Source organism: Janthinobacterium silvisoli (assembly GCF_014200725.1).
GTDB lineage: Bacteria > Pseudomonadota > Gammaproteobacteria > Burkholderiales > Burkholderiaceae_D > Janthinobacterium.
The window spans coordinates 566731-582534 of sequence record NZ_JACHCL010000002.1; the positions used below are offsets into that span (position 1 = coordinate 566731).

The 15804-nt window shown below is 60.8% G+C and carries 17 protein-coding genes; 9 read left to right on the plus strand and 8 right to left on the minus strand.

Annotated features, from left to right (window positions below; genetic code table 11):
• Positions 1 to 309: 309 nt before the first annotated feature.
• Positions 310 to 558 (minus strand): hypothetical protein, encoded by a 249-nt coding sequence (locus tag HDE75_RS12725; RefSeq protein ID WP_183677312.1) that lies wholly within the window; start codon positions 556 to 558, stop codon positions 310 to 312.
• Between the two features lie 149 nt (positions 559 to 707).
• The gene (locus tag HDE75_RS12730; protein WP_183677311.1) at positions 708 to 944 is read right to left on the minus strand and encodes a hypothetical protein; all 237 of its coding nucleotides are present in this window, start codon (positions 942 to 944) and stop codon (positions 708 to 710) included.
• A gap of 190 nt (positions 945 to 1134) precedes the next feature.
• Here HDE75_RS12730 and HDE75_RS12735 point away from each other — a divergent pair, with 190 nt between their 5' ends.
• The gene (locus HDE75_RS12735) at positions 1135 to 1992 is read left to right on the plus strand and encodes an MBL fold metallo-hydrolase (RefSeq protein WP_183677310.1); all 858 of its coding nucleotides are present in this window, start codon (positions 1135 to 1137) and stop codon (positions 1990 to 1992) included.
• A gap of 43 nt (positions 1993 to 2035) precedes the next feature.
• Here HDE75_RS12735 and HDE75_RS12740 read toward each other — a convergent pair whose 3' ends face one another.
• Both HDE75_RS12740 and HDE75_RS12745 read right to left on the minus strand, forming a co-directional pair.
• Complete coding sequence (locus HDE75_RS12740; RefSeq protein WP_183677309.1) at positions 2036 to 2260, minus strand: hypothetical protein; 225 nt, start codon at positions 2258 to 2260, stop codon at positions 2036 to 2038.
• A gap of 89 nt (positions 2261 to 2349) precedes the next feature.
• Positions 2350 to 3807: a M20/M25/M40 family metallo-hydrolase gene (locus tag HDE75_RS12745; RefSeq protein WP_183677308.1), complete on the minus strand. Its 1458-nt coding sequence runs from the start codon at positions 3805 to 3807 to the stop codon at positions 2350 to 2352.
• 160 nt (positions 3808 to 3967) lie between these two features.
• On the opposite strand from HDE75_RS12745, the gene HDE75_RS12750 reads away from it, so the two are divergent.
• The 3 genes from HDE75_RS12750 (at position 3968) to HDE75_RS12760 (ending at position 6159) form a co-directional block, all read left to right on the plus strand.
• On the plus strand, positions 3968 to 4510 hold the full coding sequence (locus HDE75_RS12750) for a GNAT family N-acetyltransferase (protein WP_183677307.1): 543 nt from the start codon (positions 3968 to 3970) through the stop codon (positions 4508 to 4510).
• 120 nt (positions 4511 to 4630) lie between these two features.
• Positions 4631 to 5065 (plus strand): glycine zipper 2TM domain-containing protein, encoded by a 435-nt coding sequence (locus HDE75_RS12755; RefSeq protein WP_183677306.1) that lies wholly within the window; start codon positions 4631 to 4633, stop codon positions 5063 to 5065.
• A gap of 149 nt (positions 5066 to 5214) precedes the next feature.
• Positions 5215 to 6159 carry a PP2C family protein-serine/threonine phosphatase gene (locus HDE75_RS12760; RefSeq protein ID WP_183677305.1) on the plus strand — a complete coding sequence of 315 codons (945 nt, stop codon included), beginning with the start codon at positions 5215 to 5217 and terminating at the stop codon, positions 6157 to 6159.
• 18 nt (positions 6160 to 6177) lie between these two features.
• Here the strand turns inward: HDE75_RS12760 and HDE75_RS12765 are convergent, their stop codons facing one another.
• On the minus strand, positions 6178 to 6618 hold the full coding sequence (locus tag HDE75_RS12765; RefSeq protein ID WP_183677304.1) for a DUF2177 family protein: 441 nt from the start codon (positions 6616 to 6618) through the stop codon (positions 6178 to 6180).
• 330 nt (positions 6619 to 6948) lie between these two features.
• On the opposite strand from HDE75_RS12765, the gene HDE75_RS12770 reads away from it, so the two are divergent.
• Complete coding sequence (locus tag HDE75_RS12770; RefSeq protein ID WP_183678070.1) at positions 6949 to 8490, plus strand: FHA domain-containing protein; 1542 nt, start codon at positions 6949 to 6951, stop codon at positions 8488 to 8490.
• Positions 8491 to 8772: 282 nt separating this feature from the next.
• Here HDE75_RS12770 and HDE75_RS12775 read toward each other — a convergent pair whose 3' ends face one another.
• Positions 8773 to 9300, minus strand: a complete 528-nt coding sequence (locus tag HDE75_RS12775) for a porin family protein (RefSeq protein WP_183677303.1) — start codon at positions 9298 to 9300, stop codon at positions 8773 to 8775.
• 418 nt (positions 9301 to 9718) lie between these two features.
• On the opposite strand from HDE75_RS12775, the gene HDE75_RS12780 reads away from it, so the two are divergent.
• From HDE75_RS12780 to HDE75_RS12795, 4 genes are all read left to right on the plus strand, one after another.
• Positions 9719 to 10312, plus strand: coding sequence for a metal-dependent hydrolase (locus HDE75_RS12780; protein ID WP_183677302.1), 594 nt, complete (start codon positions 9719 to 9721; stop codon positions 10310 to 10312).
• Positions 10313 to 10440: 128 nt separating this feature from the next.
• Positions 10441 to 10947, plus strand: a complete 507-nt coding sequence (locus tag HDE75_RS12785) for a sigma-70 family RNA polymerase sigma factor (RefSeq protein WP_311735108.1) — start codon at positions 10441 to 10443, stop codon at positions 10945 to 10947.
• Positions 10947 to 11912, plus strand: coding sequence for a FecR domain-containing protein (locus HDE75_RS12790; protein ID WP_183677301.1), 966 nt, complete (start codon positions 10947 to 10949; stop codon positions 11910 to 11912). Before HDE75_RS12785 ends, HDE75_RS12790 begins: the two co-directional genes overlap by 1 nt.
• A 126-nt stretch (positions 11913 to 12038) precedes the next feature.
• Complete coding sequence (locus tag HDE75_RS12795) at positions 12039 to 14459, plus strand: TonB-dependent siderophore receptor (protein ID WP_183677300.1); 2421 nt, start codon at positions 12039 to 12041, stop codon at positions 14457 to 14459.
• Between the two features lie 4 nt (positions 14460 to 14463).
• Here the strand turns inward: HDE75_RS12795 and HDE75_RS12800 are convergent, their stop codons facing one another.
• Both HDE75_RS12800 and HDE75_RS12805 read right to left on the minus strand, forming a co-directional pair.
• Positions 14464 to 15351: a pirin family protein gene (locus HDE75_RS12800; RefSeq protein ID WP_183677299.1), complete on the minus strand. Its 888-nt coding sequence runs from the start codon at positions 15349 to 15351 to the stop codon at positions 14464 to 14466.
• Positions 15348 to 15746, minus strand: a complete 399-nt coding sequence (locus tag HDE75_RS12805) for an OsmC family protein (protein WP_183677298.1) — start codon at positions 15744 to 15746, stop codon at positions 15348 to 15350. Before HDE75_RS12805 ends, HDE75_RS12800 begins: the two co-directional genes overlap by 4 nt.
• Between the last annotated feature and the right edge of the window lie 58 nt (positions 15747 to 15804).

The following is a 15804-nucleotide window of genomic DNA, read 5'->3' on the forward strand; positions in this document are numbered from 1 at the left end:
TAGTGCAATTGCCGTGCCAGCCACTTGACCGATCACTACGCAAGTAATGTCACAGAGGGAGAATAGCGCCAGCACGCACAAATACAAGGGATAGAGGCGAGATAAGTGCACACGGGCGATGTGACAATTCCATCGTCATGCGTTTCAAAAATGTTTCACCGTGAAACATTGAAACACCTTGAAACGTCGATTGAAATTAAACAGGAAACGCAGATGGCAGCGCGGCCAGCAAAGTGCTGGCCGCGCAGGATGGCAGACAGGCGGTAGACAGGCGGCAAGTGCCGGCTGCCCCGGAGTCACTGAACCGTATCAGGCCAGCCGCACCAGCGGATTGGCGATGATATTGTCGACCTGGCGGATCGCTTCGTCGCAGGCAGCAGCGATGGCCTCGTCTTCATCGTCGCGCACGAATTGCATGGTCGAGCCTTCGAACACTTCCACCCCGTCGGGGCCGGCGCGTTCTATGTCGCAACTGGCCGACCATTTGCCGTCACCGGTCGGCACGGCCAAAGGAACGATCTCCCAGCCTTTATAGTGAATTTTGGAACTGTTGCTCATGGGGGCCTCCTTGCGGGTGAATGACTTGAACTGGCTGGTCTTGCTGATTTAGCTGATTTAGCTGGCTATGGAAATCCTAGCATGAAGCACGGCCTGCCGCGACGTGTTTCAACGGGACCGTGCCTTCAAGCTAAACAATTTACGCAGGCTCAAGGGCGCAGCAGATTGTCCACTTCGATTTTCGCCACTTCAAAACCAGCCACATACGCCGCTTCGGGGTCAGTATGGCCGCCCAGGGTGCGCCTGCGGCTCACTTCCAGCGCATCCGATTGTCCGTCTCGCTGCAAGCGGTAGCTGAAGTCCCATAAGTCGTCATTGTCCTTTTGCGGTGTCACCGAAATCGTAAAACCGCGGTACTGTGCGCTACGTGCTGTGGTGTCTGACATGGCTTTCCTCTTTCTCTTGATCTGGTACAGACGAGATTAGCACGCAGCGCGGATCAGGGTGCGCACGACAGCTGGCGGTCCACTTATTTGCTTTTCGCATATCAAGTGCGCATTTTTAGCATTTTCTTATCTGGCTCTGGCGATATAATGGCCATCCCTGTCACGGACCCAGCTTCTCCCTGCCGCCACGATGAATCCACAAATCCAAGCTTTCTTCGACCCTGCCACCGCCACCGTGACCTATGTCGTGTATGCGGCCGATGGCGGGGAATGCGCGATCATCGATTCCGTGCTCGACTACGATCCCAAGGCGGGCCGCACATCGACCAGCTCGGCCGACAAGGTGATCGCCTTCGTGCGCGAACATGGCTTGCAATGCCGCTGGCTGCTGGAAACCCATGCACATGCCGACCACCTGTCGGCGGCGCCCTATCTGCAGCAGCAGCTGGGCGGCGACGTCGCCATCGGTGCCGCCATCCAGACAGTGCAGCAAGCGTTTGCCCAGGTCTATCACCAGGATGGCGCGCAGGCCGACGGCTCGCAGTTTGATCAATTATTTGCGCCCGATCAGGTTTTCAATATCGGCCCGCTGGAAGTGCGCGCACTGCACGTGCCTGGCCATACGCCAGCCGACCTGGCTTATCAGATCGGCGACGCTGTCTTCGTGGGCGACACCCTGTTCATGCCCGACGTGGGCTCGGCCCGCTGCGATTTTCCCGGCGGTTCGGCGACCCTGCTCTACCGCTCCGTGCAGCGCTTGCTGTCGCTGCCGCCGCAAACGCGGCTGTTCATGTGCCACGACTATCCGCCCAACGGCCGCCCGCCGCGCTGGGAAGTGACGGTCGCCGAACAGCGGGCCAGCAATATCCACCTGCACGACGGGGTTACGGAAGCGCAATTCGTGGCCATGCGCACGGCGCGCGACCAGACGCTGGACATGCCGACCCTGATCCTGCCCGCCATCCAGGTCAATATCAACGCCGGCAAGCTGCCCGAGCCGGAAGAAAATGGCGTGCGCTATTTGAAAATACCGCTGAACGCGATCTAGGCAAGGGAGCGCCCGCACGCTTGCAGCCACAGGCGGTGCAGCGCTATGCCTGCTGCGCGCGCCGCCACAACTGGCGCTGGCCGATGATCACCCTTTCCATCTCGCCGGCGGCCAGCAGCCGTTCCAGCGCGGCGGCAATCACCGGCGGTGGAAAACTGCCATCGAGCCACCACTGCGCCACGCCTTCGAGCGTGTCGGCGCCGTGCGGATACGCGGCCAGGTGGGAACGGATCATACCGATGGCGATCTCGATGTCGTCTTGTGTCATATCCGTAAGATCATTGTTTGTTGGAAAAATGGCGAGGCTGCCCGCAGGCGGCGGGCCACGCCGGCCAGGCGGTGGCCCGTGCTGCAGTCTTACTCGTCCTGCGCCGGCGCGCGGCCGATTTCGCCATCGATATTGGCCAGGAACCAGGCCAGCGACGACATCAGCGCCACGTTGCGCTTGAGGTTTTCAGGGTCGACCTTGTCCAGCGTATCGGCTGGCGTATGGTGGTAATGGAAGTAGCTATGGCTGTCGACCAGCGGCTCGAAGCTCGGTACGCCACCTTTTTCCAGGCGGTGCAAGTCGCCCGTTTCCAGCGCATCGCGGCGCGTAAAGGCATTCGCGCCGATCGGCTGCAGCGATGCCAGCAAGGGCGCGAACAGTTTTTCCGCTTTCGGGCCCACGCTGGCCTTGATGCCGAACGGGCGGCCGGCGCCACTGTCCATCTCGATCGCCGCATACTGCTTGAGCAGGGTATTTTTATTCGCATCAAAATACGCCTGGCCGCCACGGCCGCCGTTTTCCTCATTCATCCAGGCGATCACACGTATCGTGCGGCGCGGATGGTAATCGAGCTTTTTCAGGGTTTCCAGCACGCCCATCGCAGCCATGATACCGGCGCCATCGTCATTGGCGCCGGTCGCCAGGTCCCAGGAATCGAGGTGGCCCGAGACCACCACCACTTCATCGGCCTTGTCGGTGCCAGGCCAGTCGGCGATCACATTGTAGCTGTCGGCGTCAGGCAAGGTTTGCGGCGTCAGGGTCAGGTGCATTTTCATCGGACCGCGCGCAGCCAGGCGGCCAATCAGCAAAGCGTCTTCGACGGTGACGGCGGCAGCCGGAATGCGCTTGCCATCTTCCAGTCCCGTGGCGCCCGTGTGCGGAATACGGAAGTTGGCCCCGCCGATCGAGCGCACCAGCGCGGCGGCGGCGCCCAGTTCAGCGGCCGCTTTCGGACCATTGAAACGGAAGCGCGAACCCTGGCCATAGCTGACGCCAGCCAGGCCACGTTCCGCCATCTCCTGGTCGAACGGCGTATCGATCAGGACAATGGCGCCCTTCACTTCGGCCGCGCGTGCCTTGAGTTCCTCAAAACTTTTGACGATCACCAGTGGCGCCGTCAGGCCAGCTGCCGGCGTGGCGCCCGAACCGCCCAGGGCCGTCAAGACCACGCGCTGGCTGAGACCTTGCGGGCGGCCAGCGTAATCGACGATTTCCGCCGTTTCCACGCCGCGCACCCAGTGCGGTACCTTGACCGGCTGCAGGGTGACGGTGGCGCCCAACTTGCGCATGGTGTCGGCCACTTGCTGCACGGCCGCGGCCGCGCCGGCGGAACCGGACAGGCGCGGGCCGATCAGGTCCGTCAGGTCGCTCAGCTGCGTATAAGCCCAGTCGCTTTGCAGGGCGGTGTCGCGGATTTTTGCCAGCGCTTGCGGATCATTGCCGGGCGTTGCAGCAAAAGCGCTGGCGCTGACCATGCAGCCGAAGACGATGGTGGAAATAGAGCGGGACAGGATGGAGCGCGGCGCGCCAGTCAAGACGGTATGCATAAAGATAGGGTTCCAGTATCGAAGGGGAAACAATTGCGGTGCAGCCTGTCACGATAGCGTATTTATTCTGTCACTGCAGCAACTTTTAGACAGCATCTTCATTGCTTGCCACATCTTGATTGGATTACCATGAAGTTCGTCTTCGCCACCGGAAACAGCCATGCTCAAAGGAACACTTTGCACCGTCCGGCATCTGCTCGCCGCCGACCTCAATGACTATATCGCCAAGGTCAATGACCTGCCCTCGCGCGGAGAGTTCTTTTCCATGCAGTTCAAGTCGCCCGAAGCGATGCGGCGCGAATTCCTGCAAACGGGCCTGGTCAGCGAAGACAGCGAGCTGTTTTTGATCGAGGACTTGCACCAGAACATCATCGGTACCATCACCCACTTTAAAAGCCGCACGCCGGCCGGGCGCGAAATCGGCTACCGCCTGTTCGACCCGCAGCGCAGCGGACGCGGCTACACCACCGAAGCGACGCGCCTGCTGGTCAATTACCTGTTCATGGCCTATCCCTACCATCGGCTGGAATTGCTGATGGATCCGTTCAACACGGCGTCCGAACGCATCGCACAGAAATGCGGTTTTACCCAGGAAGGCTTGATGCGGCAGGCGTTCTTCATCAATGGCGCGATGCACGATGTCAAGATGTACAGCCTGTTGCGGCATGAGTGGCAAGCCAATTTAGCTGTGGCTCAAAGATGAGTTGTTACAGCCTTGCCTAGTATGTAATAAGTTGTATTAGACGTGGAACAAGCACGAACGTGCGGATATAGTCCACCTCATGCAGATCATTGTGATCTCGCCGAAATGGAAGGAAATGCCATGTTGAACAAAACACTCCTGGGTGCGGTAATGGTAGCGTCAGTGGCTGTCTCATCGGCCGCAGTCGCCGGCGACCGCGACTTCAATACCGTTGCAGGCGCCGTAGTCGGAGCGGCCATCGGCCACAGCACTGGCGGCCGTGACGGCGCGATCGTGGGTGGCGTGATCGGTGCCGCCGTCGGCAGCAGCATCAGCACGAATGACCGCTATTACAATGGCGGCTACCGTGGCGGTTATTACCAATCGGCGCCGCAGCCCGTGTATTACCAGCCTGCGCCGCAACCGGTGTATTACCAGCCAGCGCCACAGCCCGTGTATTACGCGCCGCCTCCACGCTACTACGGCCCGCCTGCCGTGATTTACGTGCAGCCACGCGGCTACTACCACGACCGCGGCCGCTGGGAAGGCCGTGGCGGCTACGGCTGGCGCCGTTAATCAAGCCCCACCGCTTCAGCAAAAACCTGCGCAGCCTGGCTGCCGCAGGTTTTTTTTCATCTGGATACAGTTGCTTTTACTGTATCGCCAGCAGGCAATATCGGCTAAGCTGCTCCCATGATCAATAGTGATACCCATGCATTTCATTCATGTATTTAATTAAGGATGGCCTGGATTTCGGCGCCTGGCTCGATGCCGCCGCTGGCAGCTGCATCGGTGCAGGCCCTGCGCCGCGACGGGAAAACCAGGATAACTTCCTGCTGATCGACGGTAGCGGCAACGCCGTGTACCTGTCGCAGCAAGAACCGCTGCGCTGCCGGGTAGCGAACTGGCCAGCCGGCCACGTACGCGCAGCCGTGCTCGATGGCATGGGCGGCCATGGACATGGCCGTGAAGCGGCCGAGGCTGCCGTGCAAGGCTTGCTGCAACTACCCGCCTGCAGTGACGTGGCCACGCTGGCCGCCGGCCTCGATGCCTTGCACACACGCCTGCAAACCAGTTTCGAAAAGCCGCCACAGGCCGCAGCGCGCCCGCCCGGCACCACCCTGACCCTGCTGGAAATCGCGCCGGGCCAGGCGCCGCTGCTGTACCACGTGGGCGATTCGCGGCTATATGAAATCACGGATGACACGGTCGACACCCTTACGGTAGATCATGTGCCGGCCACCGTATATGCCATGCACGGCTTGCTCAACGAGGCGCAGTGGCGCTTGCGCGTGCATGGCGAACACCATCCGCAAATCTCGCAAGCCTTTGTATTAGGCAACGCCATCGGTGACACGCAGGAGCTCGAGAAACCGCTGCAAGCCCTAGATGCAGGCAATTTGCCGCCCTTCCTCGCGCATCTGGCCGACCGCCGTGTGCTGCAAGTGCGTGACGACGCAGTCTATTTGCTGGCCAGCGACGGTTTCTGGGCCTGCGCCGACCCGCTGGCAGTTGTGGCCCGCTGGCCAGCCTTGTGCGCAGGCAAGACAGCTACCCAGGCCCTGGCCAGCATATTCGACGACTTCCTGGCTCAGCCGCCGTATGGCTTGCATAGCGATAACCTGACCATGCTGGCCCTGCGCTTTACGCCACAGTGCTCAACTGTCTGATCAAAACTGCCTGATCAATTACCTGGGTGGCGCCGTCAACCGGCTAGCCGCCAGCCAGGCGGCGGCAGCGCTGGCGCCAGACAACACGGCACCCCAGGCGATATCGATGAAAGTCAGCGCTAACGGCCATCCTTGCAAGGTGGAGTAATTGCTCAAGTCGTAGGTACCATAGGCTACCAGTCCCAACAGTGCAGCCAGCCGGACCGCCATGCGCCAGTTGCGCGCGCGCAAACCCGGTAAAATGGCAAACACCAGCAGGCCAAACGCATACAGCAGGTAAAACAGGATCGCCGGCAACCAACGGGGCTGCTCCAGCAGCAGATCCCCCAGATAGCGCGCATACAGGGGTCCCATCAGCAAGCCCAGCCACAAACCGTCGATCAGCAGCAGCACGCATAGGGCGCTGCAATAAGCCAGGGCCAGCTGGGGCAAGCGGATGGCAGGCAGGACGTTCGGCATCGGTAAGGCTCCCGGAAAAGAGAGAAATCGGTATGGAGAAGTGAAGCCAGCATACACCGGCTTGCCCGCGCATGCCGTCTTGCTGGCGTTCTGCGGCACGTCGAGCAGACAAGAACGAAGTTGTTTAAAATAGGTATCTGTAAATCCACAATATATGATTTAGGGCAATAGTTTCCGGGAGGGTGGCAAGCATGGTGGCCCAGGCTGTCGTTTTTGGCAAAAAAACCGCGCGCAGCTTGCTGTGCCGGTTGCCAAGCGCGCCCAAAAGCGCGTAAGCTCTCAGGTATAACAGAGGGCGCCATGCCCCCACCCGGTTCGATCCAGAATGTCATGAAAAAATGCAGTAATCCGGAGCACCCGCACTGTACGTTCTGGGTCTTGCCTGGTGAAAGCGTCTGCGCGGGTAATCACCCGCAAACAGCCGCTCCCGCCAGCAGCTATGACTTGTTGAACGCAGCGCGCAGCGCCCGTTCCGAGCAATCGGCAACGGCGGATATCCGCGCGCCCATGCCAGACATGACATCGGCACAAACCTCGCTTGCTCCGTCTGCCACACCAGCCAAAGTTGCTTACCAGCCCGTGCAAGCCCATTTGCATATCAGCGGTTTCGACCCGCGCGCCGCTGGCGGGCGGCAAACGCTGAAAATGGAATTGCGCGGCATGGCGGCCAACTGCGTGCCGCAACTAACCTTGCGCCTGCGCTCTGACTTGATCCCGCGTGGTCAAGTGCAGCACGATTTCGTGCGCACCACGCGCGGCGACTGGCGCCCCGTGTTCGTCGAATTCAGCTCCCGCAACAAAGAGCACGGGCAATACCAGATCGAAGTGGAAGTGCAAAGCCACCTCGATGGCGCGGTGGCGCAAAAATGGGTCTGCACCTTCGTCATCCTGGTGCCGCGCCGCGACGCCACCCTGACGGAAATCCACCAGATCTTCCTCAGCACGCATAAAAATGTGCGCGTGATGGCCGACGATGCATCGATTGCCCGCGTGCGTGGTGGCGATGGCTACAACCTCGACGTAACTGCCCGCAATGCCGGCATCGCCCACGTGGACTTGTCCGCACCGCAGGGCAAGATCGACATGGGCTTTACCACCATCGCCTGGGACGAAGAACTGATCGAAGTCGACTTGCCCGCTGACAGCCATGTGCACCCTCATCCCACCGATGCGGCCTGCCTGGTCAACGCCGCGCCGGAAGCAGGCGCACAGCGCCAGATCCGTTTGTTTGCGCTGGCGGAATGCACCCTGGGCCGTTTTGAGCTGGTCGATCCGGAAGCCGATGTGCTGCTCAGCCATTTCAGCCTTGACGGCCAGGACAACAATGGCTTGACGCGCCGCCTGTCCGGGCGCCACGCCGTCATCCGGCGCAGCCAGCAAGGCTTTGAAATCGAAGATGTCTCGCGTTATGGCTTGCTGCTCGACGGCGTCTGGCCTGGCAAGCACAAACCTGTGCCCCTGCGCCTGGGCATGCGCATCGAAATGAGCGCCAGCATCAAGGGCATCGTCGTGCTGAGCGTAACAGCCTTGCTGCACCATGGCGTGATTTTGCACCGCATCGACCAAGGTGCGCATGCCGAATGTTTTTATCTGCTGACGCCGGAAACGCCGCCTGTCTCGCAGCCACAGGCCAATGCGTCCGCACCGAGCGCAGCCGCCCTGCCCGTGCTGTTCCACCGCGATGGCGGCTTCTGGCATCTGGCCCCTGCCAGCGGCAAGGAAACGCCTTTGGCGCCCGCCACGGTGCTCGACAAGCTCAGCGGTTTTGCACGGCATAACCGTTTCGCCAGCGAACCGTATCCTGAATGCTGGATCATCCGCACCGAAGGCGCCGGCCTGTGCGACAGCACCAGCGCACTGCTGACAGCATAAAGCTGCCCTCTTACTGGAGCGCAGCTAACGCGGCGCCAGTATCAAGAAGACCAGCGACAAGCCAATAATAAATACCGCCTCCAGCGAAAAAACGATGGCGGGTATTTGCAATTCACGCGGGATTTTCATGATGCCTCCTATCCTCAGACTAGTCTTTCAGTATAGGTCGCGGCACGGAAAATACCTGGATATATCCATCAATAACACCAGCACATGAAAAAAGTACAGTCCGTGTATCGGTGCTATCGATCATGAGCTTTATTAATCCAATTCTCGCGACGATTAAAAATCGTATTGCACACCCAGCAAATAGGTATTGACTTTCGTCTTGGTAAAACGCGTGGCTTCCAGATTAATGCTCCAGGCAGGGCTCAATGCATAGCGTACACCCAGGCCCAGCGACGGATCCGTCTCGTTATAATCCTTTTTCGATTTGCGGCCAGACTTCATCTCGGTGCGACCGACGCCCAGGCGGCCATAAAGGCTGAAGTCGTTGCCCAGCGGAATAGTTCCCAGGACGGCCACGCCTACATGGGAATCCGGATAATAGCTGCTATCACCGGCAAGATCATCGAACAGGCGGAAGCTCAGGCTACGCGCAAAAATTTCAGCAGAAAAATTCTGGTTAAAACGATAGCCTACATCCACATTCAGGGATGGATCATTATCGCTATCGACGGCATGCGACGAAACCGACGAGCTACCAACACCAACACCGACATAAACGCCACTGCTATTCTGCGCATAAGCGGCATGCATGCACAACAAGGAAAATCCAATACCAGCAATCAGTTTTTTATGCAAAGTCATCGTTAACTACTTTCAATTCTTAATTATTAAAATAGTGCGGTTTGATACTGCCAGAATTTATTAAGCATGACCAGAAAATATTTATTAATAACAATATTTTCACCATTGCTACAACAACCCACTGCCATTAAAAAATCGACAACAGTTTCTTGTCCCATCATTGGCATGGTGATCCGCTGCCCTCTACCCGGCGCGATCCCCCTTGCGGGCTCCCCTCGCGCTCCCGCGGATGACGGCTCCCACATCAAAAAACGGGGCGACAGCGCACCTTCCCGTGATACAAGCAGCCCATCCGCAAGACACATAATTTAACAATTCTCTTGCATATCCTATCGCATTATGCCCGGCGATACTGTATATTCATCCAGCTTATCTTACCGACGTTTCACAATGCACCCGCGTGGCGTTTTACATTTCTATGGCTTCCAATAAAGCGCATCACGCGACTGGCTGGGCTGCCGGCGTGATTGCCGCAGCAGTGGTCGCGCACGCTGGCGCTGGCGGCCCCTATCAAGTGCTCAGTGTGCTCGCTTTTCTGATGGGCGCGCTGGGTGGCACGGCGCCAGACTGGATGGAAGTGGCCTGGTGGGCGCGCACGCATAAACTGTGGATCACGCACCGCACGTGGACGCACTGGGGCCTGGCCTGGATCGCCCTGCTCGCCTACAGTTACCTGCAATTACCGCACCATGCGTGGGCGCCACCTCTGTTCGGCTTTGCCGCAGGCGGCATCATGCATTTGCTGGCCGACTGGCCAAACCCGCTGGGCGTGCCATGGATCTTCCGCCGCCATTCGCTGCGCTGGTGGAAAAGCGGCCGCCACGACCTGATCGTCATCATCGCCGCCTGGCTGGCCGCCACCGTGGTGGCCGACCACGTCTTTTTCGACGGCGTCCACCTGCACTACGCCAGCGGCGCACTGGACAGCCTGCTGCATGGCGCCAGGGCGGCGCTGCATGAGACCTGGGCATATATGCAACAGTGGCTGCTGGACTGGCGGCAAGGCGTTTGAGGTCAATTGACGCAGCGGCCTGGTCAATGTGATAATGAGTATCATTCTCACATATTATTTTAACCAGCCCAGCCAGCCGGCACAGTGTGTTCCGTCAGCCCAGCTTATCCACTTATCTGGAGAACGCAGTGAGCACCGCCAGCCACGTCCATGCCGCGCACCTGAAGACCTTGTACAGCGAACACCATGGCTGGCTGTATGGCTGGCTGCGCGGCAAGCTGGGTAATGCGGGTGACGCGGCCGACCTGGCGCAGGATACCTTTGTACGCCTGCTGGGCAAACGCGATATGGCACCCCTGCGCGAACCACGCGGCTATCTGGCGACCATCGCGCGCGGCTTGCTGGTCGACCGCTACCGCCGCCAGGCACTGGAACAAGCTTACCTGGAAGCGCTGGCGCAACAGGCGGAGCCGCAATCGATTTCCGCCGAAACGCACGCCATCATCATCGAAACCCTGCTGGCCATCGACCGCCTGCTCGACAGCCTCGGCGAGCGCACGCGCGCCATCTTCCTGCTGGCGCAAATCGAAGAACTGAGCTACGTGGACATCAGCGCCCGCCTCGGCGTGTCGCTGCCCACCGTCAAAAAACACCTGGTGCGCGCCTACACGGAATGCCTGGTGCTGGCCGCCTGATGTTTACCCAGCGCACCAACCTTCCCCGCATCGAGCGGGCCATACTGGCCGCCGCCGCACACTGGCATGTGGAGTGCAAAAGCGGCACAGCCGACCCGGCCGCCTTGCAAAACTGGCTGGCGGCCAGCGCTGAACATGCACGCGCCTGGGCACTGCTGCAGCGCATGGATGGGCAGCTGGGAGAAATTCCCGCCACCTTGGCCCTGCCCGCATTGCAGGCGGCCCTGGTACGCCGCCGCGCCGCCGCCAAGGTGCTGGCCCTGCTGGCGGCGGCCGGTGGCAGCATCTGGCTGGGCCAGGCCGGCCTGCATTCAACGTCATGGCAAAGCTGGAATGCAGGACTACGCACGGCCCCGGGCCAGCGCCGCCATGTGCGCCTGGCCGATGGCGGCAGCCTGGAACTCAATACCGGCAGCGCCGCCGACATCGAATATACGGCAAGTATTCGCCGCATCCGCCTGCACGAAGGCGAAATCATGCTGACGACGGCGCCCGACCCGCGCCCCTTCCTGGTCGAGACACAACACGGCGTGATCCGCGCACTGGGCACGCGCTTTGGCGTGCGCTGCGATACGCAAGCGACCACCGTCAGCGTGTTCGAACATGCGGTGGAAGTACGTTGCGCCGCCGCAAGCGATGCGGTGCGCCGCGTCGAAGCAGGCCAGCAACTGCGCTTCTTCGCCAGCGGCGCAGACGCAGCCACTACCATGGCAGCCCATCAGGACAGCTGGCTGCAAGGCATGCTGGTGGCCGTCGACTGGCCCTTGCAGCGCCTTCTCGATGAACTGTCGCGCTACCGGCGCGGCCACCTGGCTTGCGATCCCCTTATCGCGCGCCAGTTCGTTACGGGCACTTACCGCCTCGACGATATCGACGTCGCTTTGGCCAGCCTGTGTGCCTCGCATAGCCTGCAAGTGCAGTATTTCACGCGCTACTGGGCCACGGTATCTACCAGACGCACATAGTTTTTTGAGTTTTTTTGCATTCGGGGTTGGTGTTTCAGTGTCCTGCTTCGGCTTACCAATTAAGAAGCCGAAATCAGGAAAGCAAAATACTTCGCCATACCATCACCGAGAACAGAAAGACCGACCATGCACCTGAATCACCCTATCCTGTCCGCCATCGCCGTGGCTTGCGCCACGTTTACCGCCGCGCCCGTGATGGCACAAAGCCAAGCCACCTACACCATCAACGCCGGCCCGCTGGCAAGCGCCCTGAACGACTTCGCCGTTGCCGCCGGCGTCAGCCTGTCCACCGATCCTGCGCAAACGCGGGGCTTGCAGTCGAACGGCTTACACGGCAGCTACAAAGTGGCACAGGGATTTGCCCTGCTGCTGGCTGGCAGCGGCCTGGAAGCGCTGCAATTGCCGAACGGCGCTTATGTGCTGCGCCAGGCCAGCGTCACCGCGCCGCAAGCCAGCGGTGAAAAAGTCATGGCGCCCGTACTGGTTACCGCCAGCATGGAGCGCGACCCTGTCAGTGAACACAGCAACTCGTATGCGGCGCGCGCCGTCACCGTTGGCAAAGGCGTGCAAACCCTGCGCGAAATTCCGCAGTCGGTCAGCGTCATCACGCGCCAGAAGATGGACGATCAAAACCTCAACACCATCGACGCGGTGCTGGCCAACACCACCGGCATCACCATGTATGACAGCCCGATGGGCGGGCGCTATGTGTATTCGCGCGGCTTCATGGTCGACACTTACCAGTTCGACGGCGTCAACCGCGCCATGTACTACCCGCAGGCGAACAGCTTTACCAGCAATACGGCGATACTGGACCGGGTGGAAGTGGTGCGCGGCGCCACCGGCCTGCTGCAAGGCACCGGTGCGCCCGGCGCCGCCGTCAACATGGTGCGCAAGCGCCCGCTGGCGGAAAAGCAGCTGCTGCTGTCCGCCAGTGCCGGACGCTGGAACGACTTGCGCGGCGAGATCGATGTCAGCGGCCCCCTGAACGAAGCGGGCAGCATTCGTGGCCGCGCCGTGGCCGCACACGAGCAGCGCGATTATTTTTATGACGTGGCCGACAGCCGCACCGACGTGCTGTATGGCGTGCTGGAATTCGACCTGGCGCCAGGCAGCAAGCTGACGGCCGGCGCCAGCCATGAGAAACTGCAGTCGACGCCCTTCTTCTCGGGCCTGCCCCTGTACAGCGACGGCAGCGATCCGCACTTGCCACGCTCGACCTTCATCGGCGCCAACTGGAACCGCTGGAACAGCCGGCAGAGCGCCGTCTTTGCCGAATTCGAACACCGCTTCGACGCCGACTGGTCGCTGAAAGCCACGGCCAACTACACACACGAGCGGCATGACGTGAAATACATGTTCAACCTGGGCGCGATCAACCCCGTTACCCTGGCCGGCATGATGCGTTATGACGGCGTGTTCGATTACGGCACCACCAACAAGGGCATCGACATTTCGCTCGATGGTAAATTCGATGCCTTCGGCCGGCGCCATGGCTTCAGCGCAGGCGTCAACACCAACCGCATGGAAAGCGACAGCGATTTCAGCCTGGCCATGCTCAGGCAGGGTATCAATCCCTGGCAGCCCGACCACGACGTGGCCGAACCGAGCGACGCCTGGCTGCGCGAACACAGCTACCGTGGCGCCCCCAGCCTCACCAGCATGCGCCAGACGGGCGCCTATGGCGTGGCCCGCTTCAGCGTCAGCGACCCGCTCACGCTGGTGGCCGGTGCACGCGTCACGAATTACAAATCAAGCAGCATCTACCGCGACACGGGCGCGCCCTACAGCGATCCATATCGCGAAAACGGCGTGATCACACCATATGGCGGCCTGATTTACGCGCTGGACCAGCAGTGGTCTGCTTACGCCAGCGTGTCCGACATCTTCCAGCCGCAAAGCCAGCGCGACGCTGCTGGCGCCCTGATCGATCCACTGAAAGGCCGCAACCTGGAAACAGGGCTCAAGGGCGAACTGTTCGACGGCAAGGTCAACGCCTCGCTGGCGCTGTTCCGCATCGAGCAAAGCAACCGCGCGGAACTCGACATGGTGAACGTCTGCTCATCTGGTTCGGAGTGTTATATCTCGACGGGCAAAGTGCGCAGCGAGGGTATCGATGCGGAAATCAGCGGTGAAGTGGCGCGCGGCTGGCAGCTGTTCGCCGGCTACACTTTGAACAATTTCAAATACCTGGACCAGACCTCGAACGCGGGCGTACAGTTTGCCAGCACCTTTTCACCGCGCCACATGCTGCGCGCGTGGAGCGATTACCGATTGCCAGGCGCCTTGCAGGCGTGGAGCGTGGGCGGCGGCGTGAACTTCCAGACCGAAAGTTCACGCGTGACGCAAGCGATCACGGTGGCGCAAAAATCATACGCGCTGTGGACGGCGCGCGCCGCCTATCAGATCGACCGCAACTGGAGCGCATCGGTGAATGTGACAAATCTGTTCGACAAGCGCTACTACCAGACGGTGGGCGCGCCATCCTGGGGTAATTTTTATGGCGAGCCGCGCAAGGCCAGCATCAATCTGCGCGCCCGCTTCTAAGTGCCTAAGCCGAAGGACGCAGCGGCGCCTTCGGCAGTGGAATAAATTCCGTCTCGCCCGGTACTTGCCCCATGCGCTGTGCGCTCCAGTCGTCGGCCGCCTGCGACAGGCGCTCCTTGCTGGACGAGACGAAATTCCAGAACAGGAAACGGTGGCCATCGAGCGGCTCGCCACCGATCACCACGAACTGCGCCGGCCCGCTGCCCGCCGACACCACCGGCACGGTGCCCGCCTCCAGCAAGGCCATGGTGTGTGGCGCCAAGGCGACGCCATCGACCAGCACGTCCCCGCTGATGGGGTAAATCGCCGCTTCGGCTGGCAAGCCGTCCAGGCGCAGGGTGCTACCGGCCTGCAACGCCACGTCGAGGTAGAGCGTTTCCATATAGGTGCGCACGGGTGAAGTCTGGCCAAACGCCGTGCCGATCAACACTTTGACTACGGCGCCGTCGAGCGATACGACGGGAATATCGGCCTGCGGCGTGTGGGTAAAACTCGGCTCGTCCTCTTCATGCGCCTTCGGCAGCGCAGCCCACAGCTGCAAGCCGTGCGTGCGGTGCGGCTGGCCCACCAGGTCGGCGGGCGTGCGTTCGGAATGCACGATGCCGCGTCCGGCCGTCATCCAGTTGATGGCGCCCGGCGCGATACGCTGATACGAACCGATGCTGTCGCGGTGGTCGATCGCGCCTTCGAACAGATAGGTGACGGTAGCCAGGCCGATATGGGGATGGGGACGCACGTCGTGGTTGGCGTCGGGCGCCACGTCGATGGGGCCGAAATGGTCAAAGAAAATGAAGGGGCCGACGGCCTGCTTGACGGCCGATGGCAGCAAGCGCCGCACGACAAAGCCGCCGCCCAAGTCTTTTTCGTGGCTTTTCAGGATGGCCGCGCTCATGCCAGCACCGTCGTCACTTCGGTCGTCACACTGGTCATCAGTTTATGTAGCGGACATTTGCCGGCCGCCGCCAGTAACTCCTGGCGCTGCGCCTCGCTCAAGTCGCCCGTCAGATGCAGAGTGGCGGCCAAACGATACACGCCCTTGCGCTCGTCGCTGGCGTCGCGCTCGGTCGACACTTCCACGTGCTCCAGCGGAATGCCCTTGCGTTTCGCGTACCACAGCACCGTCAGCGCCTTGCAGGCCGACAGGGCTGCGTCATACAGGTCATGCGGCGAGGGGCCGGAATCGCCACCGCCCTCTTCGACCGAGGCATCAGCCGACAGGATGTGATCGCGGATGTGCACGATGTGGCGCATGGGCTGCGACTGGTCGCGGATGGCAGTAATGGTCATGGCATTTCCTGAGGTATTTGAAAAGCCACAATTTACACCGTTTGCGAACAGCACGTCG